This window comes from Candidatus Marsarchaeota archaeon (genome assembly GCA_023473665.1).
GTDB lineage: Archaea > Micrarchaeota > Micrarchaeia > Micrarchaeales > Micrarchaeaceae > JAMCYM01.
Genome location: JAMCYM010000002.1, coordinates 320,244 through 337,717 on the forward strand (window position 1 = coordinate 320,244; position 17,474 = coordinate 337,717).

Consider the following 17,474-nt stretch of genomic DNA (forward strand, 5'->3'; position numbering starts at 1 on the left):
ATAACATTTAATAGTTTGGCAAATGCCTGCGCTTTTGCGCCTGGTAAGGCGGCGTACCATATCTGTGTCGTCAGCGACAGGGATAAATACCTTCCTGACGCATTAACTCTGACCGGTTCAGAGGCATTCGGATGGCGGGCGTAGTAGAGACCGTCGTATCTTCGCCCAAGGCGGACTTCAACATAGAGGAGCTTGTGAAGAACGCCACGTGGAGGGAATTGCTTGTAGGCCTGGTGGAGAGCAACGAGCTCAATCCATGGGACATAGACATAGTGCGCATGGTGGAAAGCTACGTGGACGTAGTGAAGCGCATGAAGGTGCTCGACCTGTTCGTGCCGGCCAACATAATGCTTGCCGCCTCGATATTGGTGAGGATGAAGAGCGACAGCATCGAGATATTCAGCCGCGAGGAGCCTCAGGCGGAGCCAGAGGCGGAGCAGGCGCCTGGCCAGCGCGTCCTTCCTGGCGTCGAGGCTCTTACGCCGAGGGCGAGGCAGCAGCCCCGCAAGCGCATAACGCTGGCTGAGCTGATGGACGCGTTGGATGATGCCATGAAGCTGGAGCAGCGCCGCGAGCAGCGCGCCGTGGCAGAGGCCACGCCCATGCAGTTCTACGTAAACAATTATGACATAGACGAGAGGATTGAGCTGGTATACGAGCTCGTGAAGAGCAAGATCGATGCCTACAAGACAACGACGTTCGCCAGCCTGGCCGAGGGATTCAACAGCTCGGAGAGCATGCTGCTCGACCTGTTCGTGCCGCTGCTCTTCCTCGCGCACAAGGCGCGCATATCGATGAGGCAGGACAGCTTCTTCGACGAGATATTCATAGTGCTTGGGGATGCGCATGCAGCAGAGTAAGGTCGACGCAGACACCAAGCGCCTGATAGAGGCCGCACTCTTCGTGACCGGCAAGGCGATGAGCGCCGAGGAGCTGGCGCAAGCCATTGGCGTGGTGTCGCTCGGCTACATCAACAGCGCGCTGAAGGAGCTTGAGGGAGAGTACGCATCGAGAGACGGAGCGCTGCGCATACTGTCTATAGGCAACAAGTACATGATGGGATTGGCAGAGCCATACGCGACGAAGGTCAACGGATTGGCCGGGCAGCCGGACATAAGCAAGGGCGCGCTGCGCATACTCGCATATGTGAGCAGGAACGAGCCCATCTACCAGAACGCCGTAGTAAAGGCGTTCGGCAGCTCGACATATGATTACGTGAAAGAGCTCGTAGAGAACGATTTCCTCGACACAAAGCGCGTAGGCCGAACCAAGAAGCTCCAGACAACCGACAAGTTCCGCGAGTACTTCAGCCTTGGCGAGAGCAAAGGCAACTAGGTCAATAGGTGGGCCTTTCCTCGTCGACGCCCTCCCTTGCATTGATGGCCCTTGCGGCCCAGAACAGGTACGATGAGAGCCTGTTGAGGTATTTCTCTATCGCGGGATTGAGTTTCCTGCCGTTGGCCTTGTGCATCAGCTCCACTATGGTGCGTTCAGTGCGCCTTGCAACTGTAGCTGCTAAATCCAAATAGGCGGCGCCCGCCGGGCCACCCGGCAGCACGAATGATTTCAGCTTGTGCGCCCTGCCTCCAACTTCCTCTACGGCCTGCTGAAGCGCCTCGACGTCAGAATCTGCTATCGCGCGCTTAGGGGTGAAGCGCTTGTCGGCTATCGATGCCAGCTCTGCACCTATCACGAAGAGCTCGTTCTGTATGAAGTGCACCTGCTTCGACACCATCTCGTCGCTGACGTTCTGGAGAGCAACTCCGAGCCATGCGTTGAGCTCGTTGATGTCGCCGATCGCATGCACCAGCGGGTCATTCTTCAGCACGCGGCCGCCGCCCATGATCGTAGAGCCGCTGTCGCCTGTGCCGGTATAGAACTGCGAAGCCACCACATCGCCTCGTCAAACACCAATTGACTGGATGTGCAAGTCTATATATATTTGGATTAGACAAAAAGCACAATTGGTTCGTTATGCAAACAACAAAACCGCACATACAAAAATCAAAGCCGGTTTATGCGAACGGTTTCCTGAAATACTGCCTGTTCGACGGCAAGCCGCTCCTGCCAACCGACTGGGTAGAGGGGCGCACTGCTGGTACCGAATCATACCAGATAAAGTGCCCTGCATGCAAGACCGTATACAACCGGTTCAGGGACGAGAGCGATCCCAAAAGCACTGGGAAAACCTACTATATGAGAATGGGAGAGGGGGAGCTGTATTGGCGCTGCATAGAATGCGACACGCCGGCGATAATGGCAAGGGTGGAGGTACCGATCTACAGCCATTCGCCATCTAAGTTCATCAATGCAATAAAAGCAGCGCTCAGCGAGAAAGACACGGAATACATACTTTATTGCCCGAATTGCGATAAAGAGGCAGCGCCGGCAAAGCTCAGGAAGGCCAATCCCTGAGCTTGCCCAACGCCTTTGCTGCAGGCCCGGCGTCTCGCGAAAACTGCAAGAGTTAATAAGCTTTTATGCGCTTGACTATTCGCGGGCCTGTGGTCGAATGGTAAGACGTTACCTTCACAAGGTAAAGATCGGGAGTCCGATTCTCCCCGGGCCCATTCCGTCCGTTGCCTCCCCTTCTGCTCAGGTATAAAAACACGCGCATGCATTCTGGTTTGTGGTATTATGCGTAGCATGCGCGACAGACTCAATAGCGTGTTTTCGGAAAGCGGGTTCGATGCGCTTGTGCTGATGAACACCGAGGAGAAGGACGCGAACTTCACCTATCTCACTGGCTTCTATGGCGGTGTGTTCGAGCAGGACGTGCTTATAGCATTCCCGAAAAGGATGGTGCTGCTTACCTCAAAGCTTGAGGCAGGCATAGCGACGGAGCAGCGACCGAGGGAGATGGAGGTCGTAGTCGTGGACAAGCGCGAGAAATTTCAGAAAGAGCTTGCCCTGCACCTCAAGGGCAAGAGGGTCGGAATCAACGGCAGCTACCTGCCGTATGCCTATTACAGGCTGATAAGAAAGTATGCGAAGGCAAAGAGCATCGGCGACGCGAGGGCCCTCTTCGCAAAAGCGAGAGAGATCAAGAGCCAGGGGGAAATAGACGCGATGCGCAAGGCGGTAAGCATAACAAAGAGGGCGCTAGGCGCCATACCTGAGTATTTCAATGAGGGCATGACCGAGCTGCAGCTCGCAGCAAGGTTCAACTACCTGATGATGGATTACGGCTCGCAGAAGCCCGCATTCGACAGCATTGTATCGTTCGGCGCAAACAGCGCGCTCCCGCACCACATGCCTGACTCGACAAGGCTGAGGCCGAACAGCATAGTGCTCATAGATGTCGGCGCCATGTACGGCAACTACTGCGCCGACATGACAAGGACGTTCATTTTCAGGCCAGACAAATCAAGCGGCAAATACGAGAGAATGGTCGCGATGCACAAGATAGTGGAGCAGGCGCAGAGGCTGGGCCTGGACAGCATAAGGCCGGGCGTTGACGGCCATGACGTGCACAAGAGGGTAGCGGACTTCATAGACGCTGCGGAGCACGGGCGCTACAAGGGCAAATTCATACATTCGCTGGGGCACAGCATAGGCCTGGAGGTGCACGATGTGGGAGGCGGCCTCGGCATGCAGAAAAACATGCTCAAGCCGGGCATGATAGTGAGCGACGAGCCAGGTATATACGTGCAGGGCTTCGGCGGGGTAAGGATAGAGGACGATGTGCTAGTGACGAAAGACGGAGCAAGGTTCCTATGATGGCGCATACGGTGGCATGATAGCCGACGGACCGTGCTTCGAGCCAGGTAAGCTTACACACGAACAACGCAGGAAGATATTTAAAGGCTACGATACAAGCGTAAGTGGTGAAACTATGGGCGGTGCAGGAGGAGGAGGTTAATACTGTAAGAGGCAAAACCATGGGCGGAAGCGGAGGAGGAAGCTAATCTGGTTAATGTAAATAAATGTGGTGGATGGTATGAGTGGAAGTGGAGGAGGAGGGTAATCGGATTAATCTAGTAAGTGGTGAAACTATGGGCGGAAGCGGAGGAGGAGGTTAATATCTGATTGTTAATAAAAGGTGAAATTATGGGCGGAGCAGGTGGAGGAAGTTAATACTGTAAGAAGCGAGACTTATGGGCGGAAATGGAGGAGGTTAGTCTATTGATGTAAATAAATTTGGTTGATAATATGAGTGGAAGTGGAGGAGGAAGTTAACTACGATTAATGTAAGGTTTCTTTCTTCTTTAAGAGTTCAATTTTGACTTTAAAGCTGTTTGATTCTTCCATTTTGAATTTTCTCAGGCCGAATTCTCCAACAAGCACGCGTGTTATTGAAGCAGTTTTTATCTTTATACCTTTTACTTCGGAAAGCCCCTGCATCAATGTGGCTGTCTCTTTCTCTTCAAATATTGGTGTGACAAGTATTATGCCGTATGGTGATGACGAATTCGCAACATACGCATATTTGTTGGTTGAATATTGCGTTTCGTCTGTTATGTTTTCCAGAAACTCTATTCTAGTGCTGTTGAATGCAGGTATGTTGCGCTGTACGAGGTAGATGAATTCGAGGTACTTCAATGGCAGGCCTTCCATCGTGATTGTTGCCCTCTTTATCGTCTGCTTGCCTAGCAGCTTCTCGTAGGTGTAGCGTGCATTGCCCTCCTTGAGGCCGTATTCCCTGTCTATGTCCGCGAAGTTCGTCGCCGCGTCTTTGTTCAGCTCCTTCATAACAGCGTATTCGCTGTGCAATAGCTGGCCTGGCTGCCTCCTCGGCGAATCCTTGCTCCTGCGCCAGATGCGCTCCTTGAGCAATGTGAAGAACTCGTCCCTGAAAGGCATGTACCAGCCGTACGGCTCTATGAGGTAGCTCACGTTCCAAGTGCCAGGTGCATTCGCGAACACAGAACTTGAGCGCATCTCGTATATCGTGTCCTCAAGTGCCGTGTTGCTCTCTGCAAGCACGTATATCATCAAATTGTAGTCGCCCTCTGCTGTCGCTGCGAGTTGCACTCTTGGGTTCTTGCCCAGCAATTCTCTGAGCCTTTCTGGATCCGGCTTGCCTCTGGGGAATTTTGCCAGTAGCAGATACCTCTGGAAGCCGAAGGTATCGGGCTTCATCTCTATGGTGTACTTCATCTTGTAGAGCTTCCTGAGCTGGTTTACCCTGTACAGCACCCTTTCCCTCTTTATGCCAAGCATGCGGGCGAGCTCGCCCACTGCGATCCTAGAATTCATGCTGAGCTCTGTTATGATTCTTGTGCTCAGTTCATCGGGGTAGAGCAGCGCGTCGAGCATCGCCGGCTTCTCGCCCTCAGCCTTCATCTTCATGTATTCGCTAAGGTTCCTTACCCTCGTGTGCAGGAACCTCCGCCTTGCGGCTATGAAAGTGCCGTCCTTCTCGATCTTGCCCAGATAAAGAGAGAACCTGCGCACCCTGCCCGCAATGGTCTTTACCTTGTACTCATACACGTAATAGCTGCCGCGCAGGAACACTACCTGTACGCTGTATTCGGACTTCTTGCGCAGCGATTCGAGCACAGACGCTACGGCAGGCGGGAGCTCCATAATAGTATATTAAACCTAATATTTAAAAGGCTTTCTACGTTAAAAGTTTAAGTATTAAGCTATTTTAGTATATAAATAGCACATTTTCATAATTATATTTAGTTATTTTAGCGTTATGCATAAAATGTAATTGCATATTGCCTGAATAGTTATATATACAAGCCGCGCCGTAATAATAATCAAGCAGGGTGGAAGGCATGGTTTATATTTCTAGCAGCATCGAGTGCTTCTTTAACTTGGCTGCGGCCCCTAATTCGGCCTTCCATCCTACCTCTCCCAAGTGATGGTGCTTGTAATGTTCGGAATAAGCAGGGAAAGCAAGAAGCCTACAAATAACGATAGCAGGCCGGTTAAGGTGGTCAGGATAGACGATGGCATATGGCAGATCGTCTATGCTGACGAATGAAAACGAGGTGGAGGGACGTGCATAGCGCGAAACACAGCGGAGACTCTGCAAAACAGAAGAATCCCTGGGTCATCAGGGAGAGCGGCAGGACCTTTCATAAGTTCTTCCTGCTGAAACCGAAAGACGGCGTCGAGATAGGGAAGGTGGCAAAAGAGCTGATGAACCTTGACGACGTGCTTGAAGTATACGTGACTGAGGGGGAAGCCGGCTTCATGGTAAAGGCAAGGTTTGACGGGGAGCGCGAGCCGAACAAGGTCGCGGAATACATAAGGGACAACATAGACAGCAGGTACGGCACGCTTGTCAGTTACCTGAACTACAGGAGGTAATGCAATGAACCGCTTCCGTTCCTGGCTGCTAAAGCGCGCAAACAATAAAGGAGCGCAAGACGGGCTTGAAAAATCTGCTGATGGCAATTTCATAGTTATAAGAGACGGCCCTGGCACATCGGTGCGCATCAAGGAAGATGAGCTAGAGAGCTATGCAGAGTATTTCAAAGAGAAGAGCGAGTATTACGCAAAGGCATACAGCGACTATCTGAAAAGAAGGCAGACGAATTCGTTTCAAGGCTAGATTTGTCAATACATACATTCATTTTTTCTTGGGATTGAGCATTCTCGAGAGCTCGGTCCCGTCAACGTTAAGCCTGTGTTCCTTCATTATGTGCTGCATGAGTTCCGTAGCTTTCGCTCCGGGGTGCTCTTTCTTAGCCTTCTCGACAAGGCTGGCGAGCCCATCGCCGCTTACGCGCTCCAGGCCTAGCTCTTTGGCTATCCTTTCGGCCCCGCGTTTGCCTTTCGAGAGCTCCTTGAGCACCTCTTCTACCGCCTGCTTGGTGAGCCTGCCTTTACCGTACATGGCGAAGAGCCCGGCAAGCTCCTGCTCTGGTATGGATTCGGCATCAAGGCCGGCCCTGCGCAGCTCGGTGAATTTCTGGAGCAACGTGTTGGCTATGAACGGCTTGTCTGAGTTCTTTGCTGAGACGAGTGCCTTGTAGAGCTGCAGCCTCGGCGACAGCATGAGCATGCTTGCTAGGTTCTCATTGCCGAGTTCCCTGACGAGCCGCGCGCGCTCCTTGTCTATGTCGGGCGCACTTAGCGCTGCTCTATCCAGCATCTCGCCGGTTATGCGCACCGGCTTCACGTCAGTCTCGGGATACATCCTTGCTCCGCCCGGGAGCGGACGCAGGAACTTTGTGGTGAATGCATCGGCGCTCGCAACTCCACGCGTCTCCAGCGGCACTCCGACAAGAGCCTGCCTTGCCCTGTCGGCTGCTAGACTTATCGCCTTCGATGCGCTGTCGTTCGGGCCCGCTATCAGCATGAACGCGTCATTCGCGCCCAGCTCCAGCTCCTTCCTTATCGCGACTGCTTCGCTGCTGGTAAGGGCATAGCCGCTTATGTCCTCGTTGCTGTGTATCAGGCCTTTCACGCCACCCATCTTCGCGTAGTCGCTGATCTCGGTGCCCAGGCGCCTGCCAGGGTTGACCTCCGCGCCAATCACGCCCTTGAACCCGTGCAGCGCAACACCTAGTACAACTCCGCCAGCTTCAAGCGCAGGTGCGATTATCTTTGCGTTTGTGCCTTTCAGCAGCTTGCTCATATCGTGCGGCTCCCCCACAGACGCCTTGCGCTTGACGAGTTCGTCGCGCAGCCATATCAGGCGCTGCTGGCGCACGACTTCGTTCTCTATGAACTTGTCCATTGTATCGAGCTCCTGCAGGCCTTTTATCTCGACGCGCGCCCCACCCTTTATCGAGACGTTGACGTCCTGCCTTATCGTGCCTATGCCCCGCTGCACCTTGCCAGTAAGCCTGAGCAAAGTGCCTATGCGCAGGGCCGCCTGCTTCGCTTCCTGCGGCGATGCTATGTGCGGATCCGTGTCTATTTCCACCAGCGGTATGCCTATCCGGTCGGAATCGTAGGTTATTGAGCCAGGAGCCGCGGCGCTTATGCCTGCGGATTCCTCTTCCAGCGATATCATCGTTATGCCTATCGCATGCCCGTCAAGCTTCATGATGCCGTCGGTGCCCAGCAGCACAGTGCGCTGGAACGCGCTCGGGTTGCTGCCGTCCACTACCTCCTTGCGCATCGGCTGGAGCTCGTCGACAATCTTAAGGTGCAGGGAAGAAGCTATCGACAGCGAGATCTCCAATGCCTCTGTGTTGAGCTGGTGGGGCGGCTCCTCGTCTATGTCGACTAGGCACGTATGGCCTGGGTAGAGGTTGTAGATGAACTTCCGATTGCGCATCTCCTCGAACTGCGCTGATAGGTCGACATTGCCGAGCTCGCCCGCAACGGCGCGCTGGTACCTGAATATGGAATTGGAGCTTTGAACATGCGCGACATCAGCAGGGCACGCGCAGAACAGCTTCTGCTTGGTGGCAAGCCGCTGGTGCACCTCGAGCCCGCACATGAAGCCAAGCTTAGCATAATCGACAGGAGCGGCAGCGTTGCCTTCAGGTGCCATGGCGCTCATTCGAACACGTCGTTTGGGAATTCATCATGCTCCCGGCGCTCGGCTATCTCGCCAACAAGGTTCTTGCTTAGAAGCTCCTTTGCCTTCTTTGCGTCATAGTTCCCGAGCAGCCATCCAAGCTTGGCGTATGCGGTCTCTGGCAGCATGTCCTCGCAGTATATGACGCCCGAGGCGCTCAGGAGCCTCAGGTTCCTGTACACGTTAGGGTGCACGCGCCCGTAGAGGCATTGCGAGGTCATGCCTATTACCATGCCGTTCTCTACGGCGCTCTTTATTGCAGGGAGCCACGACTTGCCCTCATGCTCCGTCGAAACGGGCGTATGGCCCAGCCCTGTGCCCTCTATGATCATGCCCTTGTAGCCCTTGTCGGCATAGAAGTTGATTATGTCGGGGCTTGAATCAGGGTAGGCCTTGACCAACGCCACCTTTTCCTCGAAGCCGGGAAGCGCTTTTGCTTTTTTTGATTGTTCGGCTTTCCTGTACTTGCTGATGTATTTTATGACGCCTGTGCTGCCGAGCTCTGCTATCGGCTTCTCGTTGACTGGCCTGAACGCGTCCCTCCTTGAAGTGTGCATCTTTCTTACTTTAGTGCCCCGCATGAACGCGCATTTGTCGTCAGAGCTAGTAGCGTGCATGCAGATGCCTACCTCCCCTATGTCAGATTCGGCAGCAAGCCTGACCGCGCATATAAGGTTCAGGAAGGCATCGCTGGATCCGCGGTCGCTGCTCCTTTGCGAGCCGGTCAGCACTATAGGCGCCTTGACGTCGCTAAGCATGAACGACAGCGCGGCAGAAGCGTAATGCATCGTGTCCGTGCCTATCGTGATCACTACGCCATGGGCGCCCTCGTCCACTGCTTTGGCTGCCTCCTCTGCTATTCTTTGCCACTCCATATAAGACATGTCCTCGCTGGAGATGCTGAAGAGCTGCTTTGCCGATACGCTCGCTATGCTCGACAGTTCAGGCACCTCGTAGAAGAGTTCTTCCGGCTTGAGGAGCATATACACCCCGCCGGTCTTGTAGTCGAGCTTGCTGCCTATCGTGCCGCCGGTGTAGAGCAGCGCGACCTTCGGCAGGCCCTTGCTCTGCTTGAGCTGCGCCTTCGGGAATGAGCGCGCCTCCTTGCGCGCGCCATCCAGTTTCTTCACCTTCGCGCCCTTGAGCGATATTCCGGCATTGTAGCCGTTCTTGAGCTTTACCACAAGCACGTCTGGGCTGTTGGCCTCGGTGCCGGGCATCAACTCGCCCTCTATGACGGCGCCGGCACGCTCTACTTTTATCGTGTCGCCGACCGCTATGCCGTTTTCCTTGAGAAATTCTGAGACTTTATCTTGATACATTGTGCAACACCCTGCGCAGGAGGCGCAACAAGCCACTATATTATCGCAAGCTTATTAAAAATGGTTCGGTGCGCCATATCTTTTTATATGTATTTGCGGCAATCTACCTGTTTGTAAAGCTTATCCGCAGCGCTCGGCGCAATGCGGGAGCTGCCTATCTGGTGCCATTATGCTTTGCGAGAGATGCAAGAGGGAAGTGTACCGCTACGAGAAGTGCGACTACTGCGGCAGGAACATATGCAATTCGTGCAAGAAGAGCTCGCAGACGGCCACAAAGACGCTCCGCCTTGTCATATGCAAGGACTGCTGGACCAACCTTCAGAAGCGCGGCGCCTACAAACGCAAGGAGCTCCTCGTGACCAACAAAGAGGCGCGCAGATAAACTAATTTTAACTTATTCTGAGCATCTATAGAGACGGCCATGTCCAGAGATGCTTCAGACGGCAACGCCCTCTACAGCGGCAGCGCTTCTTACCGCGAAGTCGAGAAGCTGCTTTACGGCAGAGGCAGAGGCCTAAGCATCGTCTCGCCCTATCTCAGCAGGTACTATATCAGGAAGCTCGCCGCCATAGCGAGGAGGAAGAGAGTGCGCCTCATAACCACGTCGCGCACGGCAAGGGAGGAGCACGAGCTCAGGAAGTACCTCAGCAGGGGAAGCCATTCGATATGGTTGAAGGCATTTGCGGCGCTCTTTCTCTTCATCGCGCTGTCCTTGCTGGCGGGCTCGGAGCTCATCGCCCTGATGGCGGCGCAGGTGCTTGCTGTGGATTCGATGCTCCTTGTCGTGAACGCAGCGAGGAGGAAGCACAACATCGAGGTGAGGTTCGTGAAGGGGGTCTTCGTGCACGAGAAGATCTACATATCGGAAAGGCAGGCGATAACAGGCAGCGCGAATCTCACGTGGTCGGGCATGCACAAGAACATAGAGCATCTCGAGATGACGAGCGACCCTGTAAGGATACGCACCCTCACCCGGCACTTCCAGGAGCTCTGGGAGAGGGCCGTATGATCTCCGGCGGTTATCAGGCAAGATCCCGGCAGGAAAAAGGTTATATATTTGGACGACCACAGCACAAGGTGTGGTTTCATGGCATGGAAGAATGTAAGGATGAGTACGTCGGATAAGAATTTACCGCAGATGCTGAAGAGAAATGATATTGGAGTAGAACATATGTTCTCAGCAACGCACATGCGTAACTTCCATGTTGATTTGGAAGGGGGACAGCTAGCAGCAAAGAAAGGATTTGGTGAAAATGTATCTGTTACGGTCCAGGCGCAGCTCGGCACGATAGAATCCTACAGAGTGGTGCTCGAAATGCTCGAGTTCAAGCTTAAAGATTTACTTGGCAGTTTTCCCGACGACACCACTGTTAAGTTGGAACTTGGCATGAATGTAACAGTTAGTGACAAGAAGAGATTGTATATGGTACCCATTACTGTCAAGGAGCGAGCGTATGAGGGTAATGGCATGTTCCTGGGCAGGTACGATGACTTTTGTGACAAGGACATCGCGAAGAGCGTCTTCCTGCTGGAGCCGATGGTGCCGGACTTCATAGCAAAGGGGGGCGAATCGTTGCCTAGAGGCAGCGCGGGCTTCATGGACGGAAATAGGTATGACCAAACCATAGAGCTTGCCAATCAGCTGAGAGAACTCATCGGAACGACATATGCAAAGGTAGGCAATGAGCACGTCAAGCAGGCATGCCTCGGGTCAAGAGAACTGACAGGCGACGGCTTGGCGACGCTGCTAGATGAAAAGCCAGTCCGCCTTTTGCTGAGACTAGAGGAGAGATTTCATGGCTACGGCGGCAGTATTAACGCAATATACTCGACAGGAAGTATCGACGCAACAGCGCAGATAAGGGGCGATGAATATTATATTACTGGGTTTAGAAGAGTTTCTAGTGAGCCGCTCGCTGCTCTAGTAGAAGCGGGCGGTCTGAAGCTGCGGAAAGATGGAAGCGTTTCCTACGATGAGGAGTACACTATCAGGGGCTGGCGGGAGGCCAGTAGAGCGCTGAAAAGCGCTGGGGCCGCGGCCGTTTCGCCGTTCAGGGCCATTCAAAATCGCCTAGCGTCCAAGACGGAGGAAAAGGAGGAGATCTACAACAATGCGCTGAAGTATGTAAATGAGGCACAATATGTGGCCATGGTAGAGGGCAAGCTCCAGGGACACCGAGGCAGCTCGTGCGTAATAGAGGTATCGGACTCAAACCACTTCAAGGGGAAAACAACTAGTGCAGCCCCGAAGAACGAGCGTGTGACTGTTGAGGTAGTCGACGGCATTGAGAGCAAAGCGGAGGTCGAGCTTTGACAATTAGACGGCCAAACCGGGATGTAGCTCTGGCCGGCAGGTGCGACAGCATATGCCTGAGACATTAATGTTAATAGATGTTAATGGGCAGTTATCGCATGGTGAGGCGGACGCGTCCTGTTGGCATGGAGGGCAACACATCTCTCGATCTGGCGGAAAAGCCGAATGGTTTTGCGAGCAATCCCAATCTCGCTTCCGCGGTCGTGGAACGGACAGGCTTTATCGTTAAGGAAAAATTATTTGAATACAGATACATGGCAAAGGACGGGAGGGAGCTTCCAGGTACCATTTATTTCAGTGGGACATACGACGGAAAACCAGCAGTGCTAAAGGTCCGCGGCCTGAAGGAGCGGGACGAAGCCGACATCACGGCCCTGTTCGAGGCCCAGAATAGGAGCAATGTAATTCACGTACCTAAGATACTGCTGCATGAGGGTTGGAACGAGGACCGCAAATATGGCTTTACGGTTACAGAGCTCGAGGACGGCAAACACATATACGACGAGTCGAAGTTTGCCACGGCCGAGGAGATGGAGGATTTCTGCAGCTTCTACAACGAATTCAAGACGAGAGCGGTTACTGAGCCATGGGAGCCGAGGCCTGGCCTTGCCGGCACAGCGCTGGAGAGGACTAGAAAGACAGTAGAAGGCTGGATAAGGCTTTCGGAGGCCGTCGGCAGGCTGCGTCCCGAAGACTACCAACCCTACGTAGACAGATATTTTGCCGTCATGGAAAGGCATGCCGCAGGCACCAGGCTAGAGTTTACGCACCGGGAGCTCACCGCAGAACAGATAATAAAGACCGATGGAGGTTATGCCATAACAGCGAACATACTTTGGGGTTACATGCCAGAGTGGGCGGACCTGTCCCCGAATATCTGGCACTCGCTCCTGTTCGTGAGGAGCGCCGACGCCACTCCCGAGAGGGTTATAGAGTATGTCGATGCGTGGATTGATGCTTACGGGCGCATTCCTGCGGCCGGGAAGGACCCTGACTTCGAGAAGAAGATAGTGCTGGCATTGCTCAACAGGGTAGTTGGCACACTGACCGGAGATTTGGGGGCAGGATGGCAGTGGGGCGATGGGAAGCCGGGCCGGCCATATCTCAAAAGAACGCTCGTGTTCGAGCAGAGGCTCTTCGACCACCTCGAAGCCCGCCTGTCTGGATTGTAGGTATAACCACATTTAGCGAAAATGCGACCGTCGGGATTTGAACCCGAGTTTTTGCCTTTCCTTTCTTGCTGGAGCTTCTTTCCAAGAAGCTCCTTGGAGGGGCAAAGTCCTACCAGGCTAGACTACGATCGCGCACGTTAGAATTGGCATGAAGGTTTAAAAGAGCTTGCCGGCCGTGCCTCAAAAACAAGAGAAAAAGATAAGTCAATGTAAAGGGCCGGCACTTCCAGTGCCGGCGCCTTCCGCTAGGCCTTTACTGCCTTGCGGCTATTATCAGTGCTGCAGGTCCGAGCTGCCTGAGGCCGCGTTTGCGCCTGACTCGGTTTGCCTTTATCAGGTAGTCCGCGGCATTCTCTGCCAGCAGTCCCTTCAGCAGCGCCTCTGCGCTCTTCGTCTCTTCGCCCTTCGCCCCCACCATCTTGAAGAGCCCCTTGAGGTCGCTGTCTTCCAGACTCTGCTCTGCGCTTGCTCGCAGTTTCTGGCGCTCGGCGGCTTTCGCGCCGCCACCCCTGATCCTCTCCACATCTATTTTCGGCATAGATAGCCCCTATCCATTTTTGGTCTGATACTTCTTTTCCACATTGTAAGTATTTAAGTCTTTTGCGGAACTTTCTAACATTGTAATGGAAAATTAGCATTGCTTTCTTTAACCTTCTCTACAAACCGCTGTGCATGGGTGCGGCAAGCGAGCCGCAACAGCACAGCAACGCATATAAGTATGAGCACAGAAATGAGTGGTGTTGGCGGCGGGGTAGCTTAGCCTGGTGGAGCGCTAGACTCATATGCATAGCATCATGAGTGACGAGCCTTATGGCTGTGACGAGAAATCTAGAGGCCGCGAGTTCAAATCTCGCCCCCGCCAAAATGCATTATGGGATTTTCTTGAGCATCATGCACAGCCCGGCATATCCTTTCTCGCCGAAGAACAATGGATAGAAGCTGGTTGCGCTCCTGATCCTCTTGCCATTTGCAACCTGTATGGTTGCCCCTTTCTTAACCATGATGAAATTTCTTATGCCTGATGGCGTGCCGAGCTTCGGGACGAACCTTATTGAGTGGTACATCTCCTTGCCGCTGGTTTCCCTGTGAGTGACTAAGTTGGATATTGTCGTTCTCACTATGTTCTCTACGTAGGCCGTGCTTCTGCTCCTGCTGAACTCCAGGCTGACGCCGCAGTCAGCGTAGTCTATCAGTGAGCCGCCATTGGCTATGGCCCTTTCCATGACCACAATCTTCTTTACTGGAATCCTTCTGGCAAGCGCCATCGCGCGCTTGTGGGTGACTATTATTATGTCAGGCTGCCTTGCAAATGTAGAGTGTATATCAATCAGATAGTCGCAGCCTTCAATCGCCTCGAGTAGCTCGAATGCCATCCTCTGCTCGGTGTTCCCATTCCTGCTGCCTGGAAAGCACCTGTTGCCATCCACGTCGACGAACCTCCTGTTCAGTGAGATGGCTGCTTCATTGGCCACGATGAGTCTCAGCCAGACGCCTGCTGGCGGATTCATGGCGAGTCTAGCGATTACTCTGCTCCCGACAAGCTCGTTGCCGTGTATTGACCCCACTACTGCTATCTTGACATTGCCAGATCCGATATCGTATGTCTTCATGCAGTCGCCCTATCTATTTACCAGTAGCACCCTTCATATCCGTACTTCTGCCCTGTGGCCGTGTTCGGGCGATACGCGCCCTGCACAAACCCTATGATTAGCACAGAGTCACCGCGCCGCCTGTCTATGCGCAAAGAATTGAACAAGCCGGTAGCTTCGCTGTCGCTAATCTTGGGTATGGAGTCGTTCAGAGGCCTGCCGTACGTCTTCCTGTCTGTGAATGTATTGGCGTTATACGACTTTGCCTTGAGCCTTTTCGCTATTTCAGAGCCTATGGCCATTGCCAGCGCCTTTTCGTACGCCGTTTGGAGCGATGCATCGGTGTTGGTATTTGGGTAGATGGCAGATACATACCTGCTTGCGCAATGGTAGACCACAGGGCTCTGCGTGCGCATAACAAGCATGTTGGGGTTTTCGTCATGCAGTGCCCTTTCCATCGATGTGTCGAACAGGTGGTGCCCCTGGCTCTCAGTCTTCAGCACTATTCCACCAAGGTATAGTACCTTGAGCCCAAACACCTTGAACGTTGAATACGCGCCGAAACCTACAAGTTCGTTGTCGTAGTAAATCAGGTGCAGCGTCTCAGCGCTGAGTATGTGGTTCCTTGCATCGTCATCAGTCATGTGCGATCCGAAGCCGTCCTTCGCGGCGCTGATGAGCTGGCTAAGCATTTCGTCAGTAAGCTCGCCACCGTAAAGGCGCATGAAGGACCATTACCTTCCGCTCTGCGCCCCTGACTAGGGACGCGTAGTACTTTTCATCCATGTCCTTGCTTTCTATTTTCCTAGTTGTGTTGGTTGTCATTCCATCACTTTCGCATTATAGTTCAGCGCAGATCTGCCAGCGTGAGTTATTGTTAGAGGCTCACCGATTCTCCGTCGTGCCACGAAACCTCGTTCGAAAAGTGCCTCCATGTTCAACTTCAGCGTGGACAGCGGTATTCTGAAATCGCCGCTTATGCGCCTTAGCACAGCGCTTTCGCTCATCGAAAAATTACAGGCAACGTGCCGTAGGATAAGGACCTGCTTCGGTTTCAGCTTTTTTATGCGACAGCGCTTAGGCTGGATGCAGCTATATGCGCTGTCGGTAGCCAGCGGCAGTCATGCACCTTCGCCATAGTCACCATCTTCCGTCATGCTTAATGGACATAATAATATTTAAAGCGGTTGGTCAGTTTTTACCGAGCTGCAATTGATTCTGCAGGCATGTTACGTCTCCTTGTATCGCCATGGCCAAAAAAACACTTCCGACGTCAAGGTGTCAGAGTCTAATGCAGCCCTGCCAAAATACGTCAGGGCAATTTCATTTTAACTGCCTTGGCAAACAGGCTTTTGAACCTGGGCGCATACGCCTTCAAATAGCCTGAGAGTTTCTCGCGGTTGGCAGTGCGCTTCAGCTCTTTGAGAACGTCTTTCCTAAGGTAGTGCTTGAAGTATACGAAATCGATGAGTGTTTTTTCAATGTCTGACACAGGAATCCAAAAGTCATAGTACTTGACGAGCTCGTACCCAAAAAACAGCTCCTTGTCAATCCTCTGCACTACGTAATTGTTTCCCAAGAACGTCCTTAACCCAGTCCTGACTTTCCTAGGGGTTATGACGACAGGGTTTGTGCCTTGCTCCCATAGTTTTCTTATTGTGAGGGCATTCTCAAGGCCGTAGTAAAAGGGCTGGAAGGCGAAGCCGACCGTAGTCATGTCATTGTGGAGCGTGTATACCCCCTTTGTTATCCTGGACAGCTTGCCGTCATGCATCAGGTAGTTGATAAGCCTCTTGAGGTATGCGTCACTTATGCCTTTTGGTTTTAGAGCTGTCCTGATGTCTGTAAGCGTCGCTACTGGAAAGCCGGGGTCGCTGAAATGCTCCAAAACAAATCTTATATACTTCAAGAGAAACGCCCCCTTATGTGCTCAACCATGTTCCTGAACGAGGGCACGGGCCCGGCATAGATCAGCGCTGCAAGGTCCTTCTCATTGACGGGCTTCTCTATCCTATCGGTAAACGCAAGCACTTTGCCCCTTATGCTGCGTGTGTCCTTGACGTAATCGCTGAGTATATACATGTCGTAGATGTCACGTATGAATCTCCGGTCGGAGTACGCTGCCATCTTCTCGAGTATCAGCTCTTCTGCAGAGAGCGCCAGCACCTCGGTGTACGTGCCGTCGACCTTCTCGAATCTCATTGCTACGGGATGCAAACCCTTTTTCGCGTAGTTCATTTCCACCTTAAGGTATGCGCCCTCGAACGAGAACGCCATGAAAATCAGATTTCTGGTGTCTTTTATCTTTTCCACCCTCACGCCCTGGGCGGTTGCGACAGATAGAATACTCCCCTTCAGCTCCTTGAGCTCTTTTTTGGACGAAACGTACGCGTCTATGTCATATGATAGCCTGCTACCGGAGAAGCAACGCCATATTGCCGTACCTCCATGCAGCACAATCCTGCTGTCGGCTTGGTACAGCGCTGTTACTACCATGTCCTGGAACTTCGCGAGATCTTGGTATTCGCGTCTCTTCAGCAGCTTTATTATTGGTAGGTCCATATGAAAACCTAAGTTACAATTAAATGTAACTTAAGTTATAAATATTTTTCTATGCCCCATGCAGACGCCTAGATAAGGAATGCT

The 17,474-nt window shown here is 52.9% G+C and carries 20 protein-coding genes and 3 tRNA genes; 12 read left to right on the forward strand and 11 right to left on the reverse strand.

Features of this window, described 5'->3' with window-relative positions; translation table 11 throughout:
• The first annotated feature begins 131 nt into the window (after window positions 1-131).
• Both M1158_02350 and M1158_02355 read left to right on the forward strand, forming a co-directional pair.
• Window positions 132-860 (forward strand): segregation/condensation protein A, encoded by a 729-nt coding sequence (locus tag M1158_02350; GenBank protein MCL5099943.1) that lies wholly within the window; start codon window positions 132-134, stop codon window positions 858-860.
• Window positions 847-1,335: an SMC-Scp complex subunit ScpB gene (locus tag M1158_02355; GenBank protein ID MCL5099944.1), complete on the forward strand. Its 489-nt coding sequence runs from the start codon at window positions 847-849 to the stop codon at window positions 1,333-1,335. The genes M1158_02350 and M1158_02355 overlap by 14 nt, the downstream gene beginning before the upstream one ends.
• A 1-nt stretch (window position 1,336) precedes the next feature.
• Here the strand turns inward: M1158_02355 and M1158_02360 are convergent, their stop codons facing one another.
• A complete protein-coding gene (locus M1158_02360; protein MCL5099945.1) occupies window positions 1,337-1,891 on the reverse strand; it encodes a cob(I)yrinic acid a,c-diamide adenosyltransferase in 555 nt (184 codons plus the stop codon).
• A gap of 83 nt (window positions 1,892-1,974) precedes the next feature.
• On the opposite strand from M1158_02360, the gene M1158_02365 reads away from it, so the two are divergent.
• From M1158_02365 to M1158_02375, 3 genes are all read left to right on the forward strand, one after another.
• Window positions 1,975-2,415 (forward strand): hypothetical protein, encoded by a 441-nt coding sequence (locus M1158_02365; protein MCL5099946.1) that lies wholly within the window; start codon window positions 1,975-1,977, stop codon window positions 2,413-2,415.
• A gap of 83 nt (window positions 2,416-2,498) precedes the next feature.
• Window positions 2,499-2,570 (forward strand) — tRNA-Val (locus M1158_02370).
• 67 nt (window positions 2,571-2,637) lie between these two features.
• On the forward strand, window positions 2,638-3,720 hold the full coding sequence (locus tag M1158_02375) for a Xaa-Pro peptidase family protein (protein ID MCL5099947.1): 1,083 nt from the start codon (window positions 2,638-2,640) through the stop codon (window positions 3,718-3,720).
• A gap of 465 nt (window positions 3,721-4,185) precedes the next feature.
• Here M1158_02375 and M1158_02380 read toward each other — a convergent pair whose 3' ends face one another.
• On the reverse strand, window positions 4,186-5,529 hold the full coding sequence (locus tag M1158_02380; GenBank protein MCL5099948.1) for a winged helix-turn-helix transcriptional regulator: 1,344 nt from the start codon (window positions 5,527-5,529) through the stop codon (window positions 4,186-4,188).
• Window positions 5,530-5,931: 402 nt separating this feature from the next.
• On the opposite strand from M1158_02380, the gene M1158_02385 reads away from it, so the two are divergent.
• Together M1158_02385 and M1158_02390 are read left to right on the forward strand one after the other, a co-directional pair.
• Window positions 5,932-6,264: an Lrp/AsnC ligand binding domain-containing protein gene (locus M1158_02385; GenBank protein ID MCL5099949.1), complete on the forward strand. Its 333-nt coding sequence runs from the start codon at window positions 5,932-5,934 to the stop codon at window positions 6,262-6,264.
• A 4-nt stretch (window positions 6,265-6,268) separates the two neighbouring features.
• Complete coding sequence (locus M1158_02390; GenBank protein MCL5099950.1) at window positions 6,269-6,508, forward strand: hypothetical protein; 240 nt, start codon at window positions 6,269-6,271, stop codon at window positions 6,506-6,508.
• An 18-nt stretch (window positions 6,509-6,526) separates the two neighbouring features.
• Here M1158_02390 and gatE read toward each other — a convergent pair whose 3' ends face one another.
• Together gatE and gatD are read right to left on the reverse strand one after the other, a co-directional pair.
• The gene (gene gatE, locus M1158_02395) at window positions 6,527-8,413 is read right to left on the reverse strand and encodes a Glu-tRNA(Gln) amidotransferase subunit GatE (protein MCL5099951.1); all 1,887 of its coding nucleotides are present in this window, start codon (window positions 8,411-8,413) and stop codon (window positions 6,527-6,529) included.
• Window positions 8,410-9,753, reverse strand: coding sequence for a Glu-tRNA(Gln) amidotransferase subunit GatD (gene gatD / locus M1158_02400; protein MCL5099952.1), 1,344 nt, complete (start codon window positions 9,751-9,753; stop codon window positions 8,410-8,412). Before gatD ends, gatE begins: the two co-directional genes overlap by 4 nt.
• 169 nt (window positions 9,754-9,922) lie before the next feature.
• Between gatD and M1158_02405 the strand changes: the two genes are divergently transcribed.
• From M1158_02405 to M1158_02420, 4 genes are all read left to right on the forward strand, one after another.
• Window positions 9,923-10,135: a hypothetical protein gene (locus tag M1158_02405; protein ID MCL5099953.1), complete on the forward strand. Its 213-nt coding sequence runs from the start codon at window positions 9,923-9,925 to the stop codon at window positions 10,133-10,135.
• A gap of 39 nt (window positions 10,136-10,174) precedes the next feature.
• Window positions 10,175-10,762: a phospholipase D-like domain-containing protein gene (locus tag M1158_02410; protein ID MCL5099954.1), complete on the forward strand. Its 588-nt coding sequence runs from the start codon at window positions 10,175-10,177 to the stop codon at window positions 10,760-10,762.
• 201 nt (window positions 10,763-10,963) lie between these two features.
• On the forward strand, window positions 10,964-12,067 hold the full coding sequence (locus M1158_02415) for a hypothetical protein (protein ID MCL5099955.1): 1,104 nt from the start codon (window positions 10,964-10,966) through the stop codon (window positions 12,065-12,067).
• Window positions 12,068-12,165: 98 nt separating this feature from the next.
• Window positions 12,166-13,239 carry a hypothetical protein gene (locus M1158_02420; protein MCL5099956.1) on the forward strand — a complete coding sequence of 358 codons (1,074 nt, stop codon included), beginning with the start codon at window positions 12,166-12,168 and terminating at the stop codon, window positions 13,237-13,239.
• Window positions 13,240-13,261: 22 nt separating this feature from the next.
• Here the strand turns inward: M1158_02420 and M1158_02425 are convergent.
• A tRNA-Gly gene (locus M1158_02425) sits at window positions 13,262-13,371 on the reverse strand.
• A gap of 121 nt (window positions 13,372-13,492) precedes the next feature.
• Window positions 13,493-13,777, reverse strand: coding sequence for a hypothetical protein (locus M1158_02430; protein MCL5099957.1), 285 nt, complete (start codon window positions 13,775-13,777; stop codon window positions 13,493-13,495).
• A 207-nt stretch (window positions 13,778-13,984) separates the two neighbouring features.
• Between M1158_02430 and M1158_02435 the strand changes: the two genes are divergently transcribed.
• Window positions 13,985-14,101: transfer RNA gene (locus tag M1158_02435), tRNA-Met, on the forward strand.
• 7 nt (window positions 14,102-14,108) lie between these two features.
• On the opposite strand, the gene M1158_02440 is transcribed toward M1158_02435, so the two are convergent.
• The 5 genes from M1158_02440 to M1158_02460 form a co-directional block, all read right to left on the reverse strand.
• Complete coding sequence (locus M1158_02440; GenBank protein MCL5099958.1) at window positions 14,109-14,849, reverse strand: succinylglutamate desuccinylase/aspartoacylase family protein; 741 nt, start codon at window positions 14,847-14,849, stop codon at window positions 14,109-14,111.
• A gap of 17 nt (window positions 14,850-14,866) precedes the next feature.
• Window positions 14,867-15,553, reverse strand: a complete 687-nt coding sequence (locus M1158_02445; protein ID MCL5099959.1) for a hypothetical protein — start codon at window positions 15,551-15,553, stop codon at window positions 14,867-14,869.
• A gap of 96 nt (window positions 15,554-15,649) precedes the next feature.
• Window positions 15,650-15,835, reverse strand: a complete 186-nt coding sequence (locus M1158_02450; protein ID MCL5099960.1) for a hypothetical protein — start codon at window positions 15,833-15,835, stop codon at window positions 15,650-15,652.
• A gap of 305 nt (window positions 15,836-16,140) precedes the next feature.
• Entirely contained in the window at window positions 16,141-16,737 is a 597-nt protein-coding gene (locus M1158_02455) for a type IV toxin-antitoxin system AbiEi family antitoxin domain-containing protein (protein MCL5099961.1), read from the reverse strand.
• Window positions 16,734-17,390 (reverse strand): nucleotidyl transferase AbiEii/AbiGii toxin family protein, encoded by a 657-nt coding sequence (locus M1158_02460; GenBank protein ID MCL5099962.1) that lies wholly within the window; start codon window positions 17,388-17,390, stop codon window positions 16,734-16,736. The genes M1158_02455 and M1158_02460 overlap by 4 nt, the downstream gene beginning before the upstream one ends.
• Window positions 17,391-17,474 lie beyond the last annotated feature (84 nt).

Excerpts from the sequence above, each read along its gene's own strand:
- gatE (MCL5099951.1), bottom strand. The coding sequence starts at position 8,413 with ATGAGCGCCATGGCACCTGAAGGCAACGCTGCCGCTCCTGTCGATTAT.
- M1158_02405 (MCL5099953.1), top strand. The coding sequence starts at position 9,923 with ATGCTTTGCGAGAGATGCAAGAGGGAAGTGTACCGCTACGAGAAGTGC.
- M1158_02355 (MCL5099944.1), top strand. The coding sequence starts at position 847 with ATGCAGCAGAGTAAGGTCGACGCAGACACCAAGCGCCTGATAGAGGCC.
- M1158_02350 (MCL5099943.1), top strand. The coding sequence starts at position 132 with ATGGCGGGCGTAGTAGAGACCGTCGTATCTTCGCCCAAGGCGGACTTC.
- M1158_02380 (MCL5099948.1), bottom strand. The coding sequence starts at position 5,529 with ATGGAGCTCCCGCCTGCCGTAGCGTCTGTGCTCGAATCGCTGCGCAAG.
- M1158_02460 (MCL5099962.1), bottom strand. The coding sequence starts at position 17,390 with ATGGACCTACCAATAATAAAGCTGCTGAAGAGACGCGAATACCAAGAT.
- M1158_02420 (MCL5099956.1), top strand. The coding sequence starts at position 12,166 with ATGGTGAGGCGGACGCGTCCTGTTGGCATGGAGGGCAACACATCTCTC.
- M1158_02450 (MCL5099960.1), bottom strand. The coding sequence starts at position 15,835 with ATGAGCGAAAGCGCTGTGCTAAGGCGCATAAGCGGCGATTTCAGAATA.
- M1158_02385 (MCL5099949.1), top strand. The coding sequence starts at position 5,932 with ATGAAAACGAGGTGGAGGGACGTGCATAGCGCGAAACACAGCGGAGAC.
- M1158_02410 (MCL5099954.1), top strand. The coding sequence starts at position 10,175 with ATGTCCAGAGATGCTTCAGACGGCAACGCCCTCTACAGCGGCAGCGCT.
- M1158_02440 (MCL5099958.1), bottom strand. The coding sequence starts at position 14,849 with ATGAAGACATACGATATCGGATCTGGCAATGTCAAGATAGCAGTAGTG.
- gatD (MCL5099952.1), bottom strand. The coding sequence starts at position 9,753 with ATGTATCAAGATAAAGTCTCAGAATTTCTCAAGGAAAACGGCATAGCG.
- M1158_02430 (MCL5099957.1), bottom strand. The coding sequence starts at position 13,777 with ATGCCGAAAATAGATGTGGAGAGGATCAGGGGTGGCGGCGCGAAAGCC.
- M1158_02365 (MCL5099946.1), top strand. The coding sequence starts at position 1,975 with ATGCAAACAACAAAACCGCACATACAAAAATCAAAGCCGGTTTATGCG.
- M1158_02390 (MCL5099950.1), top strand. The coding sequence starts at position 6,269 with ATGAACCGCTTCCGTTCCTGGCTGCTAAAGCGCGCAAACAATAAAGGA.
- M1158_02445 (MCL5099959.1), bottom strand. The coding sequence starts at position 15,553 with ATGCGCCTTTACGGTGGCGAGCTTACTGACGAAATGCTTAGCCAGCTC.
- M1158_02375 (MCL5099947.1), top strand. The coding sequence starts at position 2,638 with ATGCGTAGCATGCGCGACAGACTCAATAGCGTGTTTTCGGAAAGCGGG.